The following is a 22,553-nucleotide window of genomic DNA, read 5'->3' as shown; positions in this document are numbered from 1 at the left end:
GCGCTGGTGACCTACCGGACGCCGGCCAAGGGCTACTGGTGGGACACGCCGGGCCGAGCTGATCCAGCGGGCGACGGCCATGCTCGAAGGCTCCGGTCACCTGCACCACTACCTGGCCGATCAGCAGCCGTCCTCGTGACCGTCGAGGTCTCGCGCCCCGGCCAGAGAACACCGGACTGGCAGCAGCTCCCCTGGAGGCCGAGACTTCCGCAAACGAGGAAACTAGGGTGCTGGCATGACCGAAGTCCTCCTCCGCGGCGGCCGTCCATGGGGCCTGGAAGGGCCGGCCGACGTGCTGGTCCGCGACGGCGTGATCGCCGGGGTCGGCGCGGGCGCCGACGCGTCGCGGGCGCGCGTGGTCGACGTCTCGGGTCAGCTGGTGCTGCCCGGTCTCGTCGAGGCGCACTGCCACCTCGACAAGACCCTGTACGGCGGGCCGTGGATTCCCCACTCGGCCGACGACACGCTGGCCGGGCGCATGTCCAACGACCTCGGTCGCAGAGCCGAGCTGGGGGTGCCGAGCGTCGAGCGCGTCATCGCGCTGCTGGAGCGGATGAGCGCCTTCGGCACCACGCACGTGCGCACCCACACCGACGTCGACCCCGCGGTCGGGCTGCGCGGCGTCGAGGCGGTACGGCAGGCGGCCGAGACGCTGAGCGGCCGTCTCAGCGTGACGCAGGTCGCCTTCCCCCAGCACGGCCTGCTGACCAACCCCGGCACCGCCGACCTGCTCGAGGAGGCGCTCAAGAGCGGCGTCGAGGCGATCGGCGGTCTCGATCCCGCCGGCATCGACCGCGATCCCGTCCGTCACCTCGACGCCGTCTTCGAGCTCGCCGAGGCGTACGGCGCGCACATCGACATCCACCTGCACGACGGCGGGTCGCTGGGCATGTGGGAGCTCGAGCTGATCGCCGAGCGCACCGCGGTGACCGGACTGGGCGGCCGGGTTACGGTCAGCCACGCCTACGCCATGGGCCAGGCCGACGAGGCCCGGCAGAGCCGCCTGGCCGAGAAGCTGGCGGCGGCGGGTGTGGCGATCGCGACGGCGGCCGTCTACAGCTTTCCCGTCCCGGCCGTGAAGGTGCTCCGCGCGGCCGGGGTCACGGTCGCGTGCGGTCACGACGGCATCCGCGATCTGTGGGGACCGTACGGCTCGGGCGACATGCTGGAGCGCGCGATGCACCTGGCCTACCGGAGCACGTTCAGGCGGGACGAGGACATCGAGCTCGCGCTGGAGGCGGCGACGTACGGCGGGGCCCGCGCGCTCGGCCTGTCCGGTTACGGCCTGGCTGTCGGCGACAGGGCGGACCTGGTCGTGGTTCCCGCGGGCGGAGCGGCGGAGGCGGTCGTCGTCCACCCGCCGCGCACGCTGGTGATGAAGGAGGGCGTGATCCTCTGACCCCTGCGAGGGCGCCCCTGTAACCGCTGGTACGATTTTCGCCTTTCATGACCTACCAGCTCTAACGGGGCAATTGTGACGACGGGGCCCGGTTTTCACCAGCAGTATCCGACGCAGCCGCCGCCGTGGCAGCAAGGACAGTCGCACCCAGGCCAGCCACACCCAGGCCCATGGCCGCCGGGGCCGCCGCACCAGGGCCAGTGGCACCAGCCTCCCCCTCCCTCGCCGCCACCGCCCCGACGCAGGACCGGGCTGTGGGTGACGCTGGGCGTCCTGTCGCTGGTCCTGGTGATCGCCGCCGGGGCTGGAGTGGGACTGGTTCTGCGGGACCGCGCTTCCACGGCGGCGCTCGACCCGGCCCCGACCGGAGCGGCAGGCGAGGGGCAGGCCAGCCCAGGGCCGAGCGGCCAAGGCCAGGACCCCAACGCCGTCGTGGTCACCGACGAGGAGATCGCCGCGCTGCTCAAGACGCACGGCGAAGCGCTGAACTCGGGCGACGCCAAGGCGTTCACCTCGATCTTCGACCGGGGGAACGCCACCCTCGTCCGCGACCAGGCCAGGCTCTTCGCCAACCTGCGCAAGATGCCGTTGAGCCAGATGTCCTACGAGACGCTGCGCCGCAACGGCCGCGCCGAGGACAACTTCGGGCGCGGTGTGACGTTCACCCAGGACGTCGCGTTCGTACACCGGTTCACCGGCATCGACCTGAAGCCGGTGTCGGAGTGGTACCGCTGGACGATCCGGAAGGCCTCGGCCGACGCGCCCCTGGTCGTCACCAAGGTGGCCGGCGCGCCGCCGTCGATCACGGGCGGCGAGGGCTCCAAGACCGTGTACTACCCGGGCCCGTGGGACATCTGGCCCGACGTCGCCGTGGTGAAGGCGGGCACCAGCGTCGTCCTCGCCAGGCCCGAGGACGCCGCGCTCGCCAAGCGCATCGCGCCGACCGTCGCCGAGGCCACCACCACCGACCTGGACTTCTGGCGGCGCAACGGCCCACCGGACGCGGCGGTGCCGATCGGGTTCGTGGTCGCGCTGGCCAAGGGCCAGGCGCAGCTGGGCAGCCTGTTCCGCAAGGAGAAGGCGCACGAGGCGGGCGTGTCGATCCCGATGCCCAGCTGGGGCTCGGGCGGCAGCATCAGGATCGGCGGCAGCAGGATCGTGCTCGACACCACCTCGTCCTTCTTCGCCGACACGGCGGGCATCAGGGAGGTCAGCCAGCACGAGATCGCCCACTCCCTGGTGGCGAGCCTCGACAGCGCCGAGTTCTCACTGTTCGGCAAGCCCAACTGGGTCGTCGAGGGCTTCGCCGACTACGTCGCCACGCGGCACCAGCGCGTCGCCCAGGTGCGCCGCTACCAGCAGGGCAGGGCCTACCTGGCGGGACGGCTGGCCAGGCCGTTCGACGGCCGGCTGCCCGACAACGTGTTCTGGGAGTATAAGAACCTGATCAACGCCCACTACTTCATGGGCAACCTCGCCATGCGCTTCATCGCCGAGAAGTACGGCGAGCGCGAGGTGGCAGAGGGCGTGGCCGCGGCGTACAAGGCGCGGGGCGACGACAGCGAGGCGGCGCTGTTCGAGGCGCTCGGTGTGAGCAAGGCGGAGTTCGAGCGGGAGTGGGCGGCCTTCGTCCGCCGGCAGCTGGCGTGATGGGGGAACGCGGATGACCGATCAGCACAACGGACAGCAGTACGGCGGACAGCCCCCGTACGGCCCTCCGAACCAGGCGCCACCCCCATACGGCCCGCCTGTCTACGGGCCACCGCCGAACCAGGCGCAAACCCCATACGGCCAGCCCAGTGGACCGGCAGGCTCGCCCGGCGGACCGGCAGGTCAGCCCAGTGGACCGGCGGGCCGGCCCGCCTACGGACCGGCAGGCGGGCCCTCTTACGGCCCTCCCAGTGGACCGGCGGGTCCGCCTTCCTATGGACCGCCTCCAGGGCCCGCCGGTCAGTGGAACCCGCAGCCGCCCTACCCACCTGGCCCGACCTACCCCCGTCAACAGCCGCCGCGGAACAAGGGCCGCACCGCGCTGTTGGTCGTGCTCGGCCTCGTGGTGCTGCTGGCCGTGGGCACGGGCACCGCGTGGTTCGTGGCCACCACGGGCCCGGGGTCCGGGCGGGCGACCGCTCAGGGCAACGCGCAGACCGGCGACGCGCAGGCGCTCGGCCAGTGGGCGGTCCCGCTGACCAACGCCGACAGCACCGACTTCACCACAGGCCTGGCCTTCGCCGCCTGGCTGACCGACACCACGATCATCCGGGCCCAGAAGGACGGCCTGCTCGCCTACGACCTCAAGAGCGGCAAGCGGGCTTGGGGGGTGCCCTCCCCTGACGAGCAGCTGTGCGGGGCCACCGCCGAGCTGGCGGCGGGTAAGGCCGCGGTCGCGTACGGCAGCGCCAGCCTGTGCGACCACCTGGCAGGGGTGGACGCGGCCAAGGGCCGGCTCACCTGGAAGATCGACATCCCGGCGGAGAAGTCCAGCCTGTCCAACACGCTCACCGCGCCGCAGGTGATGGGCGCGGGCGACATGGTGGTGGTGTCGGTGGACGAGACGGTGTACGGCTATCGCCTGTCCGACGGCGCCAAGCGGTGGACCGCCGCGCCGCCCGAAGGCTGCCACCTCGAGGACGCCCACGCGGCCGCCGCCCGGGTGGTCGCGATCTACGACTGCGCGTTCGCCGGCACCCCGAACCGCGTCGAGGTGCTGGACCCGCACAGCGGCAAGCCGGTCAGGCGGTACCCGATGGGCGAGCTCGGTCTCGGCCCCTCTGTCCTGTCGGCCGAGCCCGTCATCGTCCACGTGGAGCGCGGGGGCGAGGACACGTTCGTCGCCTTCGACGAGCAGGGCCGCAAGGTCGAGGTCAAGGCCGGCCATGTGGACATGCTGACCATGAACAAGGTCGCGATGTTCGACGGCATGGCCGAGGAGCACCGCTACGCCGTCCACGGGGACCGGTTGTATCTGGCGTCGTTCCCCGAGAACGTGCCGAACGAGCTGCGCTCGCGCAACACGGCGCTGGCCTTCGACCTCAGGACGGGCAAGCGGCTGTGGGAGTCGTCGGGCACCAACGCCACCAAGCTCACCTACGTCCGCGCCGACGACAAGGGGCTGCTGGCGCTGGAGGTGGGCGACCGGCGGGACCTGGCTCCCCGGCTGGTGCGGCTCGACGCGGCCTCGGGCAAGGCGACCCCCGTGGCGACGCTGCCGCAGGAGTTCGGCACCGAGGGCGACAACGCCAAGGTGTTCGAGCGCGACGGCGGCGTCCTCATCGTGCCGTGGACTTCGGTGGCCACGAAGAACGCGGTCACCTATTTCGGCGGCTGACGGGTATGGGCAGCTCATGAACGTCGTGGTGCTGTCCGACACGCACGCGCCGCGCCGCTGGAAGTCGTGCCCGCCGCCGGTGGCCGACCGGCTGCGCGGCGCGGACGCGATCCTGCACGCCGGAGACGTGTGCGTGCCCTCCGTGCTGGACGAGCTGGCCGCGTTCGCGCCCGTGCACGTGGTCAAGGGCAACAACGACGGTCCTGACGTGCCGGCGCCGGAGATCCTGGAGCTGACCCTCGACGGTCTCAGGGTGGGCATGATCCACGACAGCGGCCCCGCCAAGGGCAGGCTCGGGCGGATGCGCAGGCTGTTCCCTGAGGCCGACCTCGTCGTGTTCGGGCATTCGCACATCCCGCTGGACGAGTCGGGCGAGGGGCTGCGCATCTTCAACCCCGGTTCGCCCACCGACCGGCGCCGCCAGCCGTACGGCACGATCGGGGTGCTGACCATCGAGCGGGGCGTGCTGAAGGAGGCGAGGATCGTCGCCGTGACGTGAGGTAGGAGAATACGGAACGCGCCAAGTTCCGCATTACGCGATAGCATTCCACAAAGCGGAACATGAGGAGAGTGCAGTGGCTGAGGCCCAGTCCCCCGTCGGCAGTGTCGATCGCGCCCTGCTCATCCTGCAGGAGATCGGAAAACACAGCAGGGGCGTTACGCTCGACGAGCTCGCCACCAGGCTCGGCCTCCCCAAGAGCTCGCTCCACCGCCTGCTCGGCGCGCTCAAGCATCGCGGGTTCGCCGCCCAGCCAGAGCCCGGCGGCCCCTACTTCCTCGGCACCGAGATGCTGGCGACGGCCTTCAGGTTCTACGAGACGATGGACCTGCGCACGCTGGTGCGGCCGCTGCTGCTGCGGCTGAGCGAGGAGTTCACCGAGACCGTGCACATGGCCATGCTCGACGGCAGCGAGGTCGTCTACCTCGACAAGGTCGAGGCGGTGCGGTCGATCACGATGACCTCGGTCGTGGGCGGCCGCAACGCGGCCCACTGCACAGGCGTCGGCAAGGCGCTGCTGGCCTGGACGTATCCGACCGACGAGGCGATCAAGGCGTGGGCCGACAGGTACGGCCCGCTGTCGGCCAGGACGCGCAACACGATCACGAATCCCGCGAAGCTGGCCACCCACCTCGACCAGGTACGGCAGCGCGGCTACGCGCTCGACCTGGAGGAGAACGAGCACGGCGTGCGGTGCGTGGCCGCCCCCGTCTTCATGGGCAGGACCGCGCCCGTCGCCGCGGTGAGCGTGACGGCGATCAAGGACCGCATGTCACCCGCCAGGATGGAAGAGGTGGGCAACGCCCTGAAGCGGGCGGTGGCGGAGCAGATGTGAGCGTCCGGCGGGGAGCGCGCGGATCTCCCCGCCGGACGGCCGGCGCCCGGCCCGTCAGCCCTTGACCGCGCCGGTCAGCGCCTGGACGAACCGGCGCTGGCCGAAGAGGAACACCGCGAGCACCGGCAGGGTCGTGAGCACCGTCCCCGCCATGATCGCCGGCCAGTCGGCGCGGTGCTGGCCCTGGAAGGTCGTCAGCCCCACCTGGACCGTGTAGTTGTCCTCCGAGTTGATCGCCACCAGCGGCCAGAACAGGTCGTTCCATGCCGTGATGAACGTGATGACGGCCAGCGCCGCCAGGGCGGGCCTGGCCACCGGCAGCACCACCCGGTAGAACACCGCGACGCGCGAGCAGCCGTCGATGCGCGCGGCCTCCTCCAGCTCCTTGGGGAACGACTGGAAGAAGGAGGTCATCAGGTAGATGCCGACCGCCGAGCTGAGCTGCGGCACGATCAGCGCGCCCAGCGTGTCGGTGAGCCCCACCTTGTTGAAGATCAGGAAGGTCGGGATCACCGTCAGCTGGAACGGGATCAGCGCGGTGGCGATGACCAGGACCAGGACCAGCTTGGAGCCGACGAACCTGATCCTGGCGAACGCGTAGCCCGCCATGCTGCACAGCACGACCTGGGCCAGCACGATCGCCCCCGAGACGACGACGCTGTTGACGAACCAGCGCAGGAAGTTCGAGCGCTCGATGACCGTGCGGTAGCCGCCCAGGTCGATGCCCTCCGGCCAGATCGCCGGCGGGAACCTGTTGAGCTCGGCCTGGGTCATCACCGAGCTGAGCACCAGCCAGACGAACGGCAGCAGGACCACCGCCGACATGGGCGCCAGCACCAGGTGCCACTTGCTGGGCAGGCGGAGGCGTCTCATGCCGTGGCTCCCCTCCGCCGCGCGACCAGCAGGCCCACGACGATCAGCAGCAGGGTTCCGGCGAACAGCACGTACGCCACGGCCGCGCCGTACCCGGCGGTGGAGTAGGTGAAGGCGAGCTGCCAGACGTAGTAGACGATGGTCACGGTCGCGTTGGCGGGGCCGCCCTTCGTCGTGGTCATGACCAGGTCGAAGAACTGCAGCGCGTCGATCACGCCCCAGACCGCCAGGAAGATCGTCATCGGGCGCACCGACGGCACGATGATGTGCCTGAACGTGGTCCACCGCCCCGCGCCGTCGATCGAGGCGGCCTCCATCACCTCCTTGCTGATCTCCTGGATCGCGGCCAGGTAGATCACCACAGAGAACCCGAAGCGCGTCCAGAAGAAGATCAGCGTCAGGACGAACATCGCCTGCGAGGGGCTGCTGAGCAGCCCCTGGATGGGCAGCCCCAGCTTGGCGAGCAGCCCGTTGGCCAGGCCGAAGTCGCGGTCGAAGATGAAGCCCATGAGCAGGCCTGTGGCGGTGGCCGAGACGATGTAGGGCACGAGGAAACAGGTCCGGTAGAACCCGATGCCGCGTACCTTCCTGTTCAGCAGCACCGCGACCAGCAGGCCCGCGATCAGCGATGTGGGGATGTAGAGCACCAGCAGCAGCCCGGTGTTCCGCAGGGCCTGGAAGAACACCGGGTCCTCGAGCAGCGCCCGGTAGTTGTCGAGCCCGACGTTGCGCCCTGGCGTCATCAGGTCGGAGTCGGTGAACGACAGCGCCAGGGCCCATGCCATGGGCACCAGCGAGAACCCCAGGATGACCAGCGTCGCCGGTCCCGCGAAGGACCAGCCCGCGATGTTGTCGCCGAGCTTCCTACGGTCTTTCGGGCGCCTGCGCGCGCGGGTGGATGCGCTGAGCGCGGTGCTGCTCATGATCCCGGTACGGCCAGCGCCGCGTCCGACTTGGCGACGGCCTCGTCGAGTGCCGTCTTCGCGTCGCTCTTGCCGAGCAGGGTCTGCGCGATGGCCTCGGCCACGAAGGCGGACACCCTCGGGTATCTGGTGGTCGCCGGCCTGACCCGCTTGGCGTTGGCCAGGTTGGCCGAGATCACGTCGATGCCCCGGTACTTGTCGAGGTAGTCCTGGTAGCCGGGCAGTTTGGTGATCGACTCCCTGATCGGCAGCGAGCCCGTGTCACTCATCCACACCAGCTGCTGCTGGGCGGCCGTCAGCCAGGCCAGGAACGTGGCCGAAGCCTTGACCCTGCGCTCGTCGTGGTCGAAGACCACCCAGTTGTCGGGCCCAGAGATGGTCTCGTGGTTGCCGTTCGTGCCCGGCAGCGGCGAGACGCCGTAGTCGACCTTGGCCGCCTGCAGGTCGGGCAGCACCCACGGTCCCGACAGGAACAGGCCGAGCCGTCCAGACTCGAACAGCTTCTGGCCCTTCTCCGAAGGGCTGGAGTCGAGGTAGACGGACTTGTCGTCGACCGCCATGCCGCGCAGCCTGCCGAGTGCCTGCTGACCCGCCGCGGAGTTGAAGACCGCCTTCTTGTTGTCGGGCCCGAGGATCTCGCCGCCGGCCTGCCAGACCATCGGCCACAGACCCCAGACCGCCTCCTCGCCGCCGCTGATCGGCCAGGTGGTGCCGAAGACGCCGTCCTTGGCGTTGGTGGCCTGCTTGGCCATGGCCCTGAAGTCGTCCCAGGTCCAGCCCGCCTTGGGCGGCTGGACGCCGGCCTTGGCCAGCACCTTCTTGTTGTAGAGGACGACCATGTTGTCGACCACGGCGGGGAAGCCGATGACCTTGCCTTGGATGGTGACGGCCTCGCGCTCGTTGGCCCAGAAGTCGTCCCACTGGACGGCCGGGTCCTTGACGAACTCCGCGAGGTCGGCCGTCTTCGGGTTCCTGGCGATGTTGGGCGCCCACGAGCCGTAGAGGTAGGCGATGTCCGGGTAGGCGTCGGAGGTGAGCGCCGCGGTGATCTTGGGCAGCATGCCGTCGGCCGTGGCTCCGCCGGACTCGGTGTTGACCCTGATGTCCGGGTGGCTCCGGTTGAACTGGTCGACCAGCTTCTCGATCGACTTGGCGGAGGCGTCCTCCTGGCCGTGCCAGATGGTGATCTCGACGGGTCCGCCCGCCGGCTGCTCGTCCCGCGTGTCGCCACCACCCCCGCAGCCGGTGGCGACAAGGGTGACGACCGCGGCGGCGGCCAGCGCGCGCCTCATCGGACACCCTCGGGAAGCAGATCGCCGTGGGCCGCGATCATCTCGTCGACGAGGTCGTGGATCTGCTGGAGCGTGAGCGTCGCCGAAGCGTTGGGATCGAGCATGGCGGCATGGTAGACGTGATCGCGGCGGCCTTCGAGCGCCGCCCTCACGGTCAGGTCGCCCACGTTCAGGAACGTCCTGTTCAGCGCGGCCAGCTGGGGCGGCAGCTCGCCGATCCTGGTCGGGTGCATGCCCGACCTGTCCACCAGGCACGGCACCTCGACGCACGCGTCGGCGGGCAGGTTGGCGATCAGCCCGTCGTTGCGCACGTTGCCGTGGACGACTCTCGAGGTGCCGGTCTCGATGGAGTGGATGACCTCGGAGGCCAGCTCCATGGCGGGCTCGATCTCGACGCCTTCCCCCGCGGCCAGCCTGCGCCTGGTCTCCTCGTAGGTGTCGAGGTTCTCCTCCGACCAGCGCAGGTAGATCTCGACCGGGATGCGGAAGTGCTCGACCTGGTCGTCGTGGTGCAGGAACCAGGGCAGGTACTCCGAGCCGTGCTCGCTGGACTCGGTGGGGAAGTAGCCGAAGCGGCGGTACATCTCCACCCTGACGGTCCTGCGCAACTCGGGGTCGCCGGCGATGACCTCGTCGAGCGCCGGGTACAGGTTCTGGCCCTTGTGCTCGAACTTGAGCACGAACGCCTGGTGGTTGGCGCCCGCCGTGACGAACGAGACCTCCTCCTCCGGCATGCCCACCAGGGAGGCCAGCCTGGCCTGAGTGTCGCGGACGGAGTGGCAGAGGCCGACGACGTTCTTGAAGGGCGTTCCCTGGTAGACGGCACGGGGGATCATCGCCATCGGATTGGTGTAGTTGAGCAGCAGCGCGTCCGGCGCCAGCTCGGCCAGGTCGTTGCCCAGGCCCACCATCACCGGAATGGTGCGAAGCGCCCGGAAGATGCCACCGATACCGAGAGTGTCGGCTATCGTCTGGCGCAGGCCGTAGCGACGGGGGATCTCGAAGTCGAAACGGGTGGCGGCGTACCCGCCTACGGCGATCTCGTTGATCACGTAGTCGGCGCCGTCCACGGCGGCTCGGCGGTCGAGGTGCGCCTCCACCTTGGCGCCAAGCCCGAGCTCCGTGACCATCCAGCCGGCCATGGCCTCGGCCGTGGCCAGCCGCTCGGGGTCGATATCGTGCAGAACCAGGGTCGATTCCCCGAGCTCCGGAAATGTCAGGATGTCGGAGAGGACGTTCTTGGTGAACTCGACGCTGCCGGCGCCGATGAAGACGATGCGTGCCATGGGGTTCCCTCCACAGAGCACGGCGGGCGAGGGGGCCCACTGCGTGCGGTGAGTATAGCCACCCATCCGCGATACAGACTAGAGTTCCGCTAGGCGGAAAGATCTAGTGTCCGCGGAGGAGTGACGCTGTTCATCCGTTTTGCGGAATTCTCGACATCAAGAGGAAGGTTGACAACCTCCGATCTTGCCCGATTTCCTTAATGGCGGAATATCATTCCGCGATATGGAATAGAAGGAGAGTGCGTTGGTTAGTCTCCGATCGATCTACACTCGGTTGACCGCGGTCACGGCGTTACTGCCGGTCGCCGCGCTCGGCCTCACGGCGTCCGCCGAGGCCGCCACCACGACAGCCGCCCCCGGCACCGCCAAGGGCTCCGGGGCGTCGGCGAGCGCGGCGATCTGGCGCCCGCCGGTGCAGAGCCGCTGGCAGTACCAGCTCCAGGGCAACGCGGCCTTCGCCTCGACCGGCGGCATCAACGTCAACATCTGCGAGGTCCCGCAGACCGGCGGCGCCTGCGTGCGGCCGACCGTCTTCGACATCGACCTGTACGTCGACGCCGAGATCGCGGGCAACAACACCACGCTCAACACCGCGGGCGTCAACGCCATCCACGCCAAGGGCGCCAAGGCCATCTGCTACATCGACGCGGGGTCGATCGAGGAGTTCAGGCCCGACTACCAGGAGTTCGTCGACTGGCACAAGAGCCACGGCAACTCCCTGCTGGGCAACCCGTTCAGCGAGGAGTTCCCGAACGAGCGCTGGGCCAACATCAACAACGACAAGGGTCAGCGTGACTTCCTCCTGAAGATGATGGAGCCCCGCGTCGACAAGTGCGTCCAGGCAGGGTTCGACGGGGTCGAGTTCGACGTCGTGCACGCCCACGAGGAGGGCAAGCAGGTCACGGGCTGGGACATCAGCCCGGCGACCCAGCTGATCTACAACAAGGCCCTGGCCGAGATCGCCCACAGGAAGGGTCTGTCCGTCGCGCTGAAGAACGACCTCAGCCAGATCGACGACCTGGTGTCGGTCTTCGACTACGCCGTCAACGAGGAGTGCTTCCAGTTCAAGGAGTGCGGCGACCTGTCGGCCTTCGTCAGCGCGGGCAAGCCGGTCTTCCAGGTGGAGTACAAGACCTCGCCCTCGAGCTTCTGCACCAAGGCGAACCAGCTCAAGTTCAACTCCATCAAGAAGGCGACCGACTACTCGCTGCACGACAAGCCGTACAAGCCGTGTAAGTGAGCGGGCGCGGTGGCCCTGCCGCGCGCGGGGCCACCCGTTCACGCCAGCCTCGGCACGAGTCTGAGCGCGTTGCCGGCGTAGACCTGCCCGAGCACGTCGTCGGGCAGGTCGAGCCCGCTGATGGTCCAGCGTCCCATCAGCGGCGGGTCCTCCGTCGAGTGGGCGAAGGCCTCGTCGGCGGTCTCCATGAAGCGAAAGTGGATGCGGTACACGTCGGGGTCGGGCGGGATCTCGTCGGTCCCGAACAGCACGCGGTCCGGGTGACGCAGCACCAGCTCGCGCGTCGCGCGCGGGGCGCGCCCCAGTTCGGCGAGGCGGGCGGCGATGTCGATGTGGAAGTTGGGGTAGCGGTCGAGCATGCCGCCGACCCAGCCGAGGTTCTCCGGCCAGCATCCCGCGTGGACGCCGATCACGGTCGTCGCCGGATGGGCGGCGACCATCGCCTCCATCGCCTCCATCAGCCGCTCGAATCGGGGGAACTCCGGCCCCGAGAACGCCCAGTCGGGGCGGGCCATCAGCTGCTCGACCCGCTCGTTGCGCTCGTCGATCGGCTGGAAGAACGCGACGGGGTCGGCGGTGTGCAGGGCGATCGGGATGCCGAGCTCCCCCGCCGCGGCCCACAGCGGCGCGAGCCGTTCGTCGTCGAGCATGACCAGCTCGCCGCGGTGGTCGCGGCGGCGAAGGCCGACGTCCTTCCACACCTTGAGCCCTGCCGCGCCCTCGGCCACCGAGGCCCGCAGCTGCGCGGCCAGCCGCTCGCCGAAGCCGGATCCCGGCTCGGCGGTCCGCGACCAGTCGACGTGGCAGAACGTGGCGAACCGGCCTGGATGGGCGGCATCGTAACGTTCCAGATTCGCGGCGAGCTCCCTGCCCCAGCGGCCGTCGAGGTTGACCATGCCCCGCAGGTTGAGCTCGTCCATCGTCTCCAGCAGCGCGGGCACGTCCTTGACCATCCAGTCGCCGTCGTCGGTGAGCCAGCGGCCGAGGTGGATGTGCGCGTCCACGGCGGGCACGCGGGCCCGGTCGACGAGATGGACCGGCACGGTGAGCTGGGAGATCGGCCGGTACTGGGAGAGGGAGATGTCCACGGCTGCCTCGGTTCAGGGGGTGAGCAGGGCCTTGACGGGAACAGTGTGACCGTTCATCAAGGTGGTGAAGACCACCGCTCCCTCGATCAACGGGAAGGTGTCGACCCAGCTGAGGTCCCAGCCGCCGACCAGCTCGGCGGCCGTGGCGAAGTCCGCGTCGGTGTAGGCGAACGAGCCGAGCACCCGCTTCTCGCCGCGCACGAGCGCCGCGGCGTCGAAGCCCGCGACGTCGTCGGCCAGGCCCAGCCACACCGCGACCCCGCCAGGCCGCAGCAGCGCGACCGACTGTTCGTGGGTGACGGCGGCGCCCACCGCGTCGAAGATCACGTCGTACTCGCCGGTCAGCTCCGCCACGGCGGCGTCCGCGCCGAGGCGGGCCGCGATCGCGCGGCGGCTCTCCGAGCGGTCGGCCACCTCGATCCTGGCGGCCTTGCCCGAGAGGGCGACCTGCAGGCAGGCGAGACCGATCGCGCCCGCGCCGATGACCCCCACGCGGGCTCCGGCGGGAGCTCCGGCCAACCACCACGCGTGCACCGCGTTCGCCGCGGGCTCCACGATGCCCGCCGCCGTCCAGTCCAGCTTCGTGGGCAGCGCCGTGACGGCCGCGGCGGGCACGGCCACGCGCTCGGCGAAACCGCCCGGCCGGTGCACGCCGACGATCCGCCGGTTCCTGCACACGTTGCGCAACCCCATCGCGCACACGTCGCACGTGCCGCACGACAGGATCGGGTTGACGACCACCTGCGTCCCGTCGTCCGTACGGCCGGCGAACTCGTGCCCCATCACCAGCGGCGGCACCCTGAAGCCGGGCGTCCTGACCCCGTGCAGCTCGCTGCCGCAGATGCCCGAGGTGACCACGTGAACGAGGACCTCGCCTTCACCGACCTCCGGCTCGGCCACGTCGAGGATCTCGACGACGCCGGGGCCGGTGAACACCAATGCCTTCAACGCGGGCCTCCTGCCACGGGGTTGCTCAACGTGCCGATGCCTTCGACGCCCACCTCGACGGTGTCGCCGGGACGCAGGGACCTGCGCGGGTCCATGAACTCGCCGCAACCCCACGGGGTGCCTGTCAGCACGACGTCACCGGGTTCGAGGGTGAAGGCGCGCGAGCAGTAGGCCAGCAGTTCGGCGACGCCGAACAGCATCTCGGCCGTGCTCGAGTCCTGCACGGTCTCGCCGTTGACGGCCGTCCACAGCCGCAGCGCCTGCGGGTCGCCCAGCTCGTCGGGGGTCACGATGGCGGGGCCGAGCGGGCAGAAGGTGTCCAGGCTCTTGCCGCGCGTCCACTGGCCGTCGGCGAACTGCAGGTCGCGGGCCGAGACGTCGTTGGCCACGGTGTATCCGGCCACCCCCGCCAGCGCCCGCGACGGGCTCGCGTGGCGCAGCGGCGTCCCGATGACGGCCGCCAGTTCGACCTCCCAGTCCACCCGCTCGGTCAGGTCGGCGTCGATGACGATGGGCTCACCTGGACCGATGACGCTGGAGGGGAACTTGGCGAACATCAGCGGACGCTCGGGCCTGTCCATCCCCGCCTCACGGATGTGGTCGAGGTAGTTGAGCCCGATCGCCACGATCTTTCCCGGTTTCAGCGGCGCCACGGGCATCGCTCCCGCGAGGGGCCTGGCGGCCGAGACCGCCAGGCGCCCGAACTCCTCGGGCCCCTCGGCCAGGACCGCCTTCAGTGGGGTGCCGGGGGGAACGTCCAACGCGTACCAGAGTCCCTCACGCTCCGTCGCGGCGAAACGTGTCTCGCCGACTCGCACGGTGCCGAGTCTCATTGGGTGCTCCTAATTCCGCAATACAGAATGCTGTTCCGAATCAGCGCAAGAACACCAGCATGTGGTGCGGCTGTCAAGAGGCTTCCGCAGCCACCACTGGATTCCGTATAACGGAATGCTGGTACGCTATGCGGAATTGGTGCTACTTTCGTGGGAACTTCGAGAGGGGCGGTCCATCGATGTACCCCGAGATCGACACTCCCGCGCTCGTCATCGACCTCGACGTGGTCAGAACCAACGTGACGGAGATGGCCAAGGTGGCGGCGCGCAACGGCGTCAGGCTCCGGCCGCACATCAAGACCCACAAGATGCCCGAGCTGGCCAGGATGCAGCTCGAGGCGGGGGCGAGCGGCATCACCTGCGCCAAGCTGGGCGAGGCCGAGATCATGGCCGACGCGGGGATCGACGACATCCTGCTGGCCTTTCCCATCTGGGGCGAGCCGAAGCTGCGCCGCCTGGCCGCGCTGCGCGAGCGCGCCAGGGTGCGGGTCAGCCTCGACTCCCCCGAGGTCGCCGCGGGGCTCGGCCGTCTGGGCGGGCCGCCCGTGGAGGTGCTGGTGGAGGTCGACACCGGCCAGCACCGCCTGGGCCGCCCGCCGGGCCGGCCCACGGCCGACCTGGTCGCCGAGATCGCCGCGATCCCCGGCGTCGAGGTCGTGGGGCTGCTCACGCTGGCCGGCCACGCCTACCACTCCCGCACCGCCGAGGAACTGGCCGAAACCTCCCGCCGCGAGGGCGCGGACCTGGTGGCCACCGCCGAGCTGTGCGCCCGCGACGGCATCGAGCTGCGCGAGATCAGCGTCGGCTCCACGCCCACCGCCAGGCACGTCGCGGGGGTGGCGGGCGTGACCGAGATCAGGCCGGGCACCTACATCTTCAACGACGCCTCGATGATGCGCCTGGGCGTGGCGAGCGAGGCGACCACGGCCGCCCGCGTGCTGGCCACCGTCATCGCCCGGCCCACGCCCGAGCGCGTGGTGTTCGACGCGGGGACCAAGTGCCTCACCTCCGACGGCAGCGGCTCGCCCGACTGGATCAGGGTCGCGGGCGTGCCGTACGCGCACATGGAGTTCCTGAACGAGGAGCACGCGGTCGCCCATCTGGAGCCGGGTCACCACGGCGAGCTGCCCGTGGGGACGCGGGCGCTGCTCATCCCGAGCCACGCCTGCTCCGTCGTCAACCTCTTCGACGTCGTCCACGGCGTCGAAGAGGGACAGGTCATCACCGAGCTACGCGTCGCGGCCCGCGGCGCGGTGCGTTGAAAGCGGGGACACACCCATGCGCGGACTCGCCGGCAAGCGAGTGTTGATCAGCGGCGGCAGCAGCGGCATCGGCGCCGCCACGGCCCGCAGGTTCCTCGAGGAAGGCGCCAGGGTCGTGCTCGGCGGGCTCGACGAGGCCGAGGTCGAGGCGACCGTGTCCGAGCTGTCCTCGCTGGGCGAGGTGAGCGGCCTGTCGGGCGACGTCCGCGCGGAGGCCGACGTGGCCCGGCTGGTGGAGGGCGCGATCGCCGCGATGGGCGGCGTCGACGTCCTGATCAACAACGCCGGTACGGCATGGCGCGAGCCGTTCCTGGAGATCACCCCCGGCCACTGGGACCAGATCATCGCGGTGAACCTGCGCGGCATGTTCCTCGTCGCCCAGGCCGTGGCCCGCCACCTGGTGGAGCGCGGCGAGGGCGGCGTCATCCTGAACATGTCCTCCACCAACGGCCTGGGCGGCGAGGCGGACTACGCCCACTACAACGCCTCCAAGGGCGGCGTGCTGCTGCTCACCAGGACCATGGCCGTCGAGCTCGGCAAGCACGGCATCCGGGTGAACGCGCTGTGCCCCGGCTACATCGCGACGCCGCTCAACTCGGCGATCTCGGCCGAGCTCGCCGACGACTTCGTCTCGTCATACGAGCGCGACCACATCCCGCTCGGCCGCGCGGGGCTCGCGGAGGAGGTCGCGGCGGGATACGCCTTCCTGGCCTCCGACGACGCGGCCTTCATCCACGGCACCGAGCTGGTCATCGACGGCGGGCAGCTGGCGATCATGTGATCTCCGGCCGACGGGAGCGTCGTCGTGCCGTTGCGCGCCTGGCGGCACGACACGGTCACGCCGTTGTCACCGCACCCGAGTGACCCTGGCCTGCCGTCCCGGTGACGCGGTTGGGGTCGCCCGCCGGGATCCAGGCCGTGTCGGCGTCGAGGCCGAGCGAGCCGACGCCGTGGGTGAGCGCCTCGCCGGAGGCGATGAGGGTCGCGGACGCCACCGTCGTGGCGGATATCCGCTGGTCGTGGGCACTATTGAGGCATGAGCACACAGAAAGTCGCGGTCATCACCGGCGCTTCCCCGATGCCCCCCAGAGACCCATGAAGCCCTCGTCGGCGCGGTGGCCATGAAGCCGGCCACGGACGGACCCCTGTCCAGCCGGCCCACCACCCACGTCGGGAGTTGAGAGCGGATGCCCACCGCACTCGCCAGTGCCCTCGGACTCGACCTTCCAGTGATCGCCGCGCCGATGGCAGGCGGCCCAGGCACCCCGGCGCTCGTCAGCGCGGCGGCCCGCGCCGGCGGCCTCGGATTCCTGGCCGCCGGATACAAGACACCGCAGGCTCTCACCGACGAGATCGTCGCGGTCGCCGGGGTGTCCGTGCCGTTCGGCGTCAATCTCTTCGTCCCCAACCCGGTGCCGGTCGACCTCGCGGCGTTCCGCCGCTACGCCGGCCTCGTCGCCGCCGAGGCCGCCCGCTACGGCATCGCGCTCGACACCGCCACGCCGGTCGAGGACGACGACCATTGGCACGACAAACTCGACGTCCTGCGCGCCCACCCCGTGCCCGTCGTGAGCTTCACCTTCGGCATTCCGAGCCGTGGCGACCTCGCCGTGCTGCGAGCCACCGGGGCGCTGCTCGTGCAGACGGTCACCACCGTCGACGAGGCCAAGGCCGCGGCCGACGCCGGTGTCGACGCGCTGGCGGTACAGGCCGCGGCGGCCGGAGGCCACTCCGGCACCCTCACCCCGACGCGGCCGCTCGCCGACATCCCGATCACCGACCTCGTCGCCGCGGTCCTGCGCGCGGTCGACCTGCCGGTGATCGCCGCCGGCGGCCTGGCGACCGCGGACGACGTCGCCGCCACGATCCGGGCCGGGGCTGACGCCGTCGCCATCGGCACCGTCCTGCTGCGCAGCGACGAGGCCGGCGGCTCGGCCACCCACAAGGCCGCGCTCGCCGACCCGGCCAGGACGGGCACGGTGCTGACGCACGCGTTCACCGGACGGCCCGCGCGGGCGCTGCGAAACGAGTTCACCGCCCGGTACAGCGAGCTCGCCCCCTACGGCTACCCGGCCCTGCACCACCTGACCAGCGGCATGCGCAGAGCCGCCGCGGCGGCCGGCGACCCGGAACGCGTCCATCTGTGGGCCGGTACGGGATTCAGGCACGCCACCGACGAGCCCGCGGCCACGATCATGACCCGGCTGGCCGCTCGGCTCTGACCCACCCGTCCACACGTCCAGCAACGGAGACCACCATGACAGGCACCGAGGTTGAGATCCTCCGAACCGTTCTCGATCAGTGGAAGTCCGGCGTCGACGCCCACGACCCGAAGCGCGTCGCGTCGAACTTCACCGACGACGCGATCTTCCAGGGCCTGCGCCCGTACAGCGTCGGTCCGGAGGGCGTGGCCGCGTACTACGACGCGCAGCAGGTCGGCCTGACCGCCGAGTACGACATCCTGGAGACCCGGCGCCTCGCCGACGATCTGGTCCTCGGCTACCTCAGCGTCGACTTCTCCTTCACCGACCGGCCGACGCTGACGGTGAATCTCAGCGTGATCGTGCGCCGGATCGGCGACGCCTGGCTCATCAGCCACTACCAGGTGTCCCGGCTGGGCTGACCCCGCGCCTGATCAGTGCGGTCCTGCGGGCCCTTCGGTGCCGCACGGGCCGCCGCCCACCGCCTCCGCGAAGAAGACCCGCTCGCCCCCGATGGTGAGCGTCGGGTAGTAGGAGGAGATCCGCTCGGTGGAGGCGCCGACGTAGTGGCAGATGAAGCTACGGCGGAAGCGGTCGGCCGTCGAGTTGGGCTCGGAGCCGTGGACGAGGTTGCCGTTGAAGAACAGCACGTCGCCCGGCTCCATGTCGACAGGCACCCGCGCCAGCCCGGGTGGGGGCGGGACGTACTCCCTGGTGAAGGAGAGGCCGGGATCGGCCTCCTCGGGGCAGAACAGGTCCATCAGGTGGGTGCCCGGCACCACCTCGAGGCCGCCGTTGGCCCTGTCGATGGTGTCGAGCGCGATCCACGCGGCCACGCACGTGCCCGGCTCGACCCGCAGGTAGAAGTTGTCCTGGTGCAAGGCCTGGCCGCGAGCGCCCGGCGGCTTGAAGTAGAACATGCTCTGGGCTGCCACCGGCTCCTCGCCGAGGATCCGGCCGACGATCGCCGCGAGCCTGGAGTCGAGCAGGTAGCGCAGGGCCAGATCGTTGACCTGGTGGGGATGCATGACACGGGGGTAGTCGCGCAGGATGTCGTAAGGACCTCCCGGATCCTGCGGTCCGGGGGTGAAGTGTCCCGGGATCGGCCCTGCCGCGTGCAGAGCCATGAACTCCTCCCGCAGTTCGGCGGCCTCGTCGGCGGTGAGCAGGCCCCGCACCACGGCGAAGCCCGCCTCGTGGAAGGCCTTGACCTGGGGCTCCTCGAAGGTCTGCACGATAGGTTCTCTCCCTCATTCGGCTGTTTCCCAAGCTAGGAGACCGAACCGGTGGAAGGTATGCCTGCGACGGCTGAGGACATGTCCGTTCCTGCCGCCGACCTGGTGATCGTCGGGCACTTCGACCAGCCGCCCGGCTACGCCGTGCGCCGCGGGGCGGGCGCGCCGAGCTGGCTGCTGATGTGGACACAGGCGGGAGCGGGACACGTCGAGCAGGGCGAGGCGGCTTTCACGGTCGGCCAGGGAGACCTGATCGTGCTGGGCTCCATGACAGGCCACCACTACCGGGTCGCCGCCGAGGCGAGCCACTGGGCGTTCTGGTGGGTGCACTTCCAGCCGCGGCCGTCCTGGCTGACCTGGCTGAGCCCGTACGCGCGGGGCTCGCGCTGCCACCTGGTCCGAGGGGTGTCCGAGGCGGTGCACGAGCGGCTCGACGGCGCCTTCCGCCGGGCGAACGCCGACGCCCGCCGGCCGGGCCACGGCGCGCCGCCCGCGGTCACGCGGCAGCCGTTTCGGCCCGCCGTGGCCGCGGCGCCGCAGGCGCGCGAGCTCGTCCTCAACGCCGTCGAGGAGGCGCTCCTGCTGGCGACCGCCTCGGCGGCGGGTCCCGACAAGGGCCGCGACCCGCGGATCCGGCAGGTCGAGGCGCTCATCGCAGCCGAGCCCGACGCCCCGCACACCGTGGCATCGCTGGCCGGGTCGGTGGCGCTGTCGCCGTCGCGGTTCGCCCACCTGTTCGCGCAGCAGACCGGCAGGGCGCCCATGCAGGCCGTCAGGGAGGCGCGCGTACGGCACGCCGCCCGCCTGCTGGAGGTGACCGACATGGACGTCGGCCAGGTCGCCACCGCCGCGGGCTTCGCCAGCCCGTTCCACTTCAGCAGGACCTTCCGCAGGCACTACGGGCTCTCGCCCCGCCAGTACCGCTCCCGCCTGCGCGTTGATCCACAGGCTCCGATGCCGTAACTCCCCACTTGCCGCCTGTGTCGGAATTCACCATGAAATAAGTCAATAAATCGGCATAATCGCAGCCATGAAGTCCAAGATCGTTAATCGTCGCATGCTCCTCCACACCGCCGGTCTGGTGGCCGGCGGCCTCCTGGCGGGCGCGGGATCCGCGTATGGCGCCGCCAGGCCGTCCGGGTCGGCCACCCGCCCCGTCACCCCCGACGAGGCCTGGGCCACCCTGCGGGAGGGCAACAGGCGCTGGGTCGCCGACGCCGCGATCCACCCGCACCAGGATCTCGCCAGGCGCACCGAGGTCGCCGAGAAGCAGAATCCCTACGCGGTGGTCGTCTCCTGCATCGACTCCCGCGTCCCCCCTGAGCTCGTCTTCGACGCGGGGATCGGCGATGTGTTCACCGTCCGCAGCGCCGCCCAGACGATCGATCCGCTGGTGACCGGCGCCATCGAGTACGGGCCCGTGGAACTGGCCACTCCCCTGATCGTCGTCATGGGCCACCAGCGCTGCGGCGCGGTGACGGCCGCCGCGCACGCCTTACACGAGGGCATCACGCTGCCCGGCGAGCTGCGGCGCATTGTCGAGGCGCTGCGCCCCGCCTACGACCGCGCCCACGGGGACGTGGACAAGATGATCAGGATCAACACCCTCGACACGGTCGCGAAGCTCAAGGCCGACAAGCTCCTGGCCCCCCGCGTCACCCGGAAACGGCTCAAGATCATTGGCGCCTACTACTCCCTCGACACCGGCCAGGTCACCCGCCTCGTCTAGCCGTACCCACCCCTGCGGCTCGCGGCGGGGCCGCGCGCGAGCCGCGCCCTCCTCCTGATTGGAGGTCTCGCGAGATGACACAGTGAGGCCGTGACTCCTCCGCTCCCTGAAGGGAGCGGCTTCTCGCTAAGCCGCTTCCACAGCCTGGCGAAGGGCAAGCCCTGCCCTGAGAATGTTCGTGGCCGCGTTCACGTCGGCGTGCGCGGTATGCCCGCACGCCGTACAGGCGAACTCGGCCTGGGTGGGGCGGTTCTCCCTCGCGCAGTGCCCGCAACGCGCACATGTGCGGGAGGTGTTGGCGGGGTTCACTGCGATCAGCTCTCGACCGGCGCTTTCAGCCTTGTGCGCGAGGACCGTAAGGAACACCCCCCAACCCGCGTCGAGAATGCTCCGGTTGAGGCCGGACTTGGCGGCGACCATCCGGCCGGGCTGTTCGAGGGTGCCGGCAGCGGAGCGGGTCATGTTGGTGATCGGCAGGTCTTCGTGGACGATCACGTCGTAGTCGCGCACCAGTGTCAGGGCGGCCTTGTGCGCGCCGTCCCATCGCTGCCGTCGCACCTTCGCGTGCAGGGCGGCCATCTGCGCCACGGCCTTGCGGCGTCGTTCGGAGCCGCGTTTCTTGCGGGCCAGGGCCTGCTGGGCGGCGGCCAGCCGTCCGGCGGAGGCGGACATGGAGCGCGGGTTGGCCAGATGCTCGCCGTCGCTGGTGGTGACCAGCGACGCCACACCCATGTCGATCCCGGCCACCACGCCGGTCGCCGGGAGCGGCTGCGCGGGCACGCCCTCGCACGACAAGATTACGTACCAGCGGGAGCCCTCCCGCTTCACGCTGATCGTTTTCACGGTGCCCCGGACCGGGCGGTGCTGGTGCACGCGTACGTGTCCGATGCCCTGCAACCGTACGTAGGTGGTGGTGGGGCGCTCGGGCTGGGAGTCCCAGCGGCAGCCGTCGCCGTCTTTGGGCCACTCCACCGTGTCGAACCACCCGCGCCCCTTGAAACGAGGGAAGCCCGGCGTGCGGCCCTCGCGGACCCGCTTGAAGAACGCCGCGTACGCCTTGTCCAGGCGGCGCAGGGTGGCCTGCTGGGAGGAGAACGACCAGCGCGCCTGCCCGTCGGGGTCGTCGGCGCGGATGTGCTTCAACTCGCCGGACTGCTCGCCATACCGGATCGTGACGCCCGCCCTGGCGTATGCGGTGCGGCGGTGCTCCAAGGCCGCGTTGTAGAGCTGCCGGTGCTCTTCCAGACACGCGGCCAGCGCGACCGTCTGCTTGACGGTGGGACGCAGCGGAAACTTGAACGACCTACGCACGGCGACCTGCTCTGGGTCGCTCGTGCTGCGTCTCGATGTAGCTCTGCACCGTCTCGGCCGACACCGCGCCGACCGTGGCCACGAAGGAGGACCGTGACCACAGCGTGGGCAGTTGGGAGCGCAGGTGCGCGAACTCGGCGCGCAGGTGGTGGGAGGTGTCGTAGGCCGCGCCGGGGGAGGTGCGCACCTGACGAGTCACGCGATCATTTAACACCGTCATGTATCTAACAACTCAGAGAACGGAGATTCTGATGCGCGGACCTGGCAGGTC

The 22,553-nt window shown here is 70.3% G+C and carries 22 protein-coding genes and 1 pseudogene; 12 read left to right on the top strand and 11 right to left on the bottom strand.

Annotation, left to right across the window (positions count from 1 at the left end; all coding sequences use genetic code 11):
- Positions 1–235 precede the first annotated feature (235 nt).
- From AB0B45_RS10860 to AB0B45_RS10840, 5 genes are all read left to right on the top strand, one after another.
- Positions 236–1,399 carry an amidohydrolase gene (locus AB0B45_RS10860; protein WP_358128274.1) on the top strand — a complete coding sequence of 388 codons (1,164 nt, stop codon included), beginning with the start codon at positions 236–238 and terminating at the stop codon, positions 1,397–1,399.
- 258 nt (positions 1,400–1,657) lie between these two features.
- Entirely contained in the window at positions 1,658–3,049 is a 1,392-nt protein-coding gene (locus tag AB0B45_RS10855; RefSeq protein ID WP_358128273.1) for a hypothetical protein, read from the top strand.
- 391 nt (positions 3,050–3,440) lie between these two features.
- Positions 3,441–4,727, top strand: coding sequence for a PQQ-binding-like beta-propeller repeat protein (locus AB0B45_RS10850; RefSeq protein ID WP_358128272.1), 1,287 nt, complete (start codon positions 3,441–3,443; stop codon positions 4,725–4,727).
- A gap of 16 nt (positions 4,728–4,743) precedes the next feature.
- Positions 4,744–5,226, top strand: a complete 483-nt coding sequence (locus AB0B45_RS10845) for a metallophosphoesterase family protein (protein WP_358128270.1) — start codon at positions 4,744–4,746, stop codon at positions 5,224–5,226.
- Between the two features lie 76 nt (positions 5,227–5,302).
- Positions 5,303–6,061, top strand: coding sequence for an IclR family transcriptional regulator (locus AB0B45_RS10840; RefSeq protein WP_358128268.1), 759 nt, complete (start codon positions 5,303–5,305; stop codon positions 6,059–6,061).
- Between the two features lie 54 nt (positions 6,062–6,115).
- Here the strand turns inward: AB0B45_RS10840 and AB0B45_RS10835 are convergent, their stop codons facing one another.
- The 4 genes from AB0B45_RS10835 to AB0B45_RS10820 are packed head-to-tail and all read right to left on the bottom strand — an operon-like array spanning position 6,116 to position 10,435.
- Entirely contained in the window at positions 6,116–6,934 is an 819-nt protein-coding gene (locus tag AB0B45_RS10835; protein WP_358128266.1) for a carbohydrate ABC transporter permease, read from the bottom strand.
- Positions 6,931–7,857 (bottom strand): sugar ABC transporter permease, encoded by a 927-nt coding sequence (locus AB0B45_RS10830; protein WP_358128265.1) that lies wholly within the window; start codon positions 7,855–7,857, stop codon positions 6,931–6,933. Before AB0B45_RS10830 ends, AB0B45_RS10835 begins: the two co-directional genes overlap by 4 nt.
- Positions 7,854–9,149, bottom strand: coding sequence for an ABC transporter substrate-binding protein (locus AB0B45_RS10825; RefSeq protein ID WP_358128263.1), 1,296 nt, complete (start codon positions 9,147–9,149; stop codon positions 7,854–7,856). Before AB0B45_RS10825 ends, AB0B45_RS10830 begins: the two co-directional genes overlap by 4 nt.
- Positions 9,146–10,435, bottom strand: a complete 1,290-nt coding sequence (locus AB0B45_RS10820) for an alpha-glucosidase/alpha-galactosidase (RefSeq protein ID WP_358128261.1) — start codon at positions 10,433–10,435, stop codon at positions 9,146–9,148. Before AB0B45_RS10820 ends, AB0B45_RS10825 begins: the two co-directional genes overlap by 4 nt.
- A 244-nt stretch (positions 10,436–10,679) precedes the next feature.
- Here AB0B45_RS10820 and AB0B45_RS10815 point away from each other — a divergent pair, with 244 nt between their 5' ends.
- Positions 10,680–11,675, top strand: coding sequence for an endo alpha-1,4 polygalactosaminidase (locus AB0B45_RS10815; RefSeq protein WP_358128259.1), 996 nt, complete (start codon positions 10,680–10,682; stop codon positions 11,673–11,675).
- A gap of 38 nt (positions 11,676–11,713) precedes the next feature.
- Here the strand turns inward: AB0B45_RS10815 and AB0B45_RS10810 are convergent, their stop codons facing one another.
- The 3 genes from AB0B45_RS10810 to AB0B45_RS10800 are packed head-to-tail and all read right to left on the bottom strand — an operon-like array spanning position 11,714 to position 14,544.
- Positions 11,714–12,763, bottom strand: coding sequence for an amidohydrolase family protein (locus AB0B45_RS10810; RefSeq protein WP_358128257.1), 1,050 nt, complete (start codon positions 12,761–12,763; stop codon positions 11,714–11,716).
- A 12-nt stretch (positions 12,764–12,775) separates the two neighbouring features.
- Positions 12,776–13,711 (bottom strand): alcohol dehydrogenase catalytic domain-containing protein, encoded by a 936-nt coding sequence (locus AB0B45_RS10805; protein WP_358128255.1) that lies wholly within the window; start codon positions 13,709–13,711, stop codon positions 12,776–12,778.
- Positions 13,708–14,544 (bottom strand): fumarylacetoacetate hydrolase family protein, encoded by an 837-nt coding sequence (locus AB0B45_RS10800; RefSeq protein WP_358128253.1) that lies wholly within the window; start codon positions 14,542–14,544, stop codon positions 13,708–13,710. The genes AB0B45_RS10805 and AB0B45_RS10800 overlap by 4 nt, the downstream gene beginning before the upstream one ends.
- A 179-nt stretch (positions 14,545–14,723) precedes the next feature.
- Here AB0B45_RS10800 and AB0B45_RS10795 point away from each other — a divergent pair, with 179 nt between their 5' ends.
- A complete protein-coding gene (locus tag AB0B45_RS10795) occupies positions 14,724–15,806 on the top strand; it encodes an alanine racemase (protein WP_358128251.1) in 1,083 nt (360 codons plus the stop codon).
- 16 nt (positions 15,807–15,822) lie between these two features.
- Positions 15,823–16,587, top strand: a complete 765-nt coding sequence (locus AB0B45_RS10790; RefSeq protein WP_358128249.1) for an SDR family NAD(P)-dependent oxidoreductase — start codon at positions 15,823–15,825, stop codon at positions 16,585–16,587.
- Between the two features lie 55 nt (positions 16,588–16,642).
- On the opposite strand, the gene AB0B45_RS10785 is transcribed toward AB0B45_RS10790, so the two are convergent.
- Positions 16,643–16,801, bottom strand: a complete 159-nt coding sequence (locus tag AB0B45_RS10785; protein ID WP_358128247.1) for a hypothetical protein — start codon at positions 16,799–16,801, stop codon at positions 16,643–16,645.
- Between the two features lie 192 nt (positions 16,802–16,993).
- Here AB0B45_RS10785 and AB0B45_RS10780 point away from each other — a divergent pair, with 192 nt between their 5' ends.
- Positions 16,994–18,028 carry a nitronate monooxygenase gene (locus AB0B45_RS10780; RefSeq protein ID WP_358128245.1) on the top strand — a complete coding sequence of 345 codons (1,035 nt, stop codon included), beginning with the start codon at positions 16,994–16,996 and terminating at the stop codon, positions 18,026–18,028.
- 35 nt (positions 18,029–18,063) lie between these two features.
- Positions 18,064–18,429 (top strand): hypothetical protein, encoded by a 366-nt coding sequence (locus AB0B45_RS10775; protein ID WP_358128243.1) that lies wholly within the window; start codon positions 18,064–18,066, stop codon positions 18,427–18,429.
- A gap of 12 nt (positions 18,430–18,441) precedes the next feature.
- On the opposite strand, the gene AB0B45_RS10770 is transcribed toward AB0B45_RS10775, so the two are convergent.
- A complete protein-coding gene (locus tag AB0B45_RS10770) occupies positions 18,442–19,242 on the bottom strand; it encodes a phytanoyl-CoA dioxygenase family protein (RefSeq protein ID WP_358128241.1) in 801 nt (266 codons plus the stop codon).
- A gap of 81 nt (positions 19,243–19,323) precedes the next feature.
- On the opposite strand from AB0B45_RS10770, the gene AB0B45_RS10765 reads away from it, so the two are divergent.
- Both AB0B45_RS10765 and AB0B45_RS10760 read left to right on the top strand, forming a co-directional pair.
- The gene (locus tag AB0B45_RS10765; RefSeq protein WP_358128239.1) at positions 19,324–20,205 is read left to right on the top strand and encodes a helix-turn-helix domain-containing protein; all 882 of its coding nucleotides are present in this window, start codon (positions 19,324–19,326) and stop codon (positions 20,203–20,205) included.
- 67 nt (positions 20,206–20,272) lie between these two features.
- Entirely contained in the window at positions 20,273–20,971 is a 699-nt protein-coding gene (locus AB0B45_RS10760; RefSeq protein WP_358128237.1) for a carbonic anhydrase, read from the top strand.
- A 126-nt stretch (positions 20,972–21,097) separates the two neighbouring features.
- Here AB0B45_RS10760 and AB0B45_RS10755 read toward each other — a convergent pair whose 3' ends face one another.
- Entirely contained in the window at positions 21,098–22,282 is a 1,185-nt protein-coding gene (locus AB0B45_RS10755; protein WP_358128235.1) for a transposase, read from the bottom strand.
- Positions 22,275–22,439, bottom strand: a pseudogene (locus AB0B45_RS10750) (transposase); the annotation flags it as partial. The gene AB0B45_RS10755 and the pseudogene AB0B45_RS10750, both read right to left, overlap by 8 nt.
- Positions 22,440–22,553 lie beyond the last annotated feature (114 nt).

Source organism: Nonomuraea sp. NPDC049152 (assembly GCF_040648355.1).
Taxonomy (GTDB): Bacteria; Actinomycetota; Actinomycetes; order Streptosporangiales; family Streptosporangiaceae; genus Nonomuraea.
The sequence above is the reverse complement of the archived record's forward strand: the minus strand, read 5'-3'. Positions and strand labels throughout refer to the sequence as shown.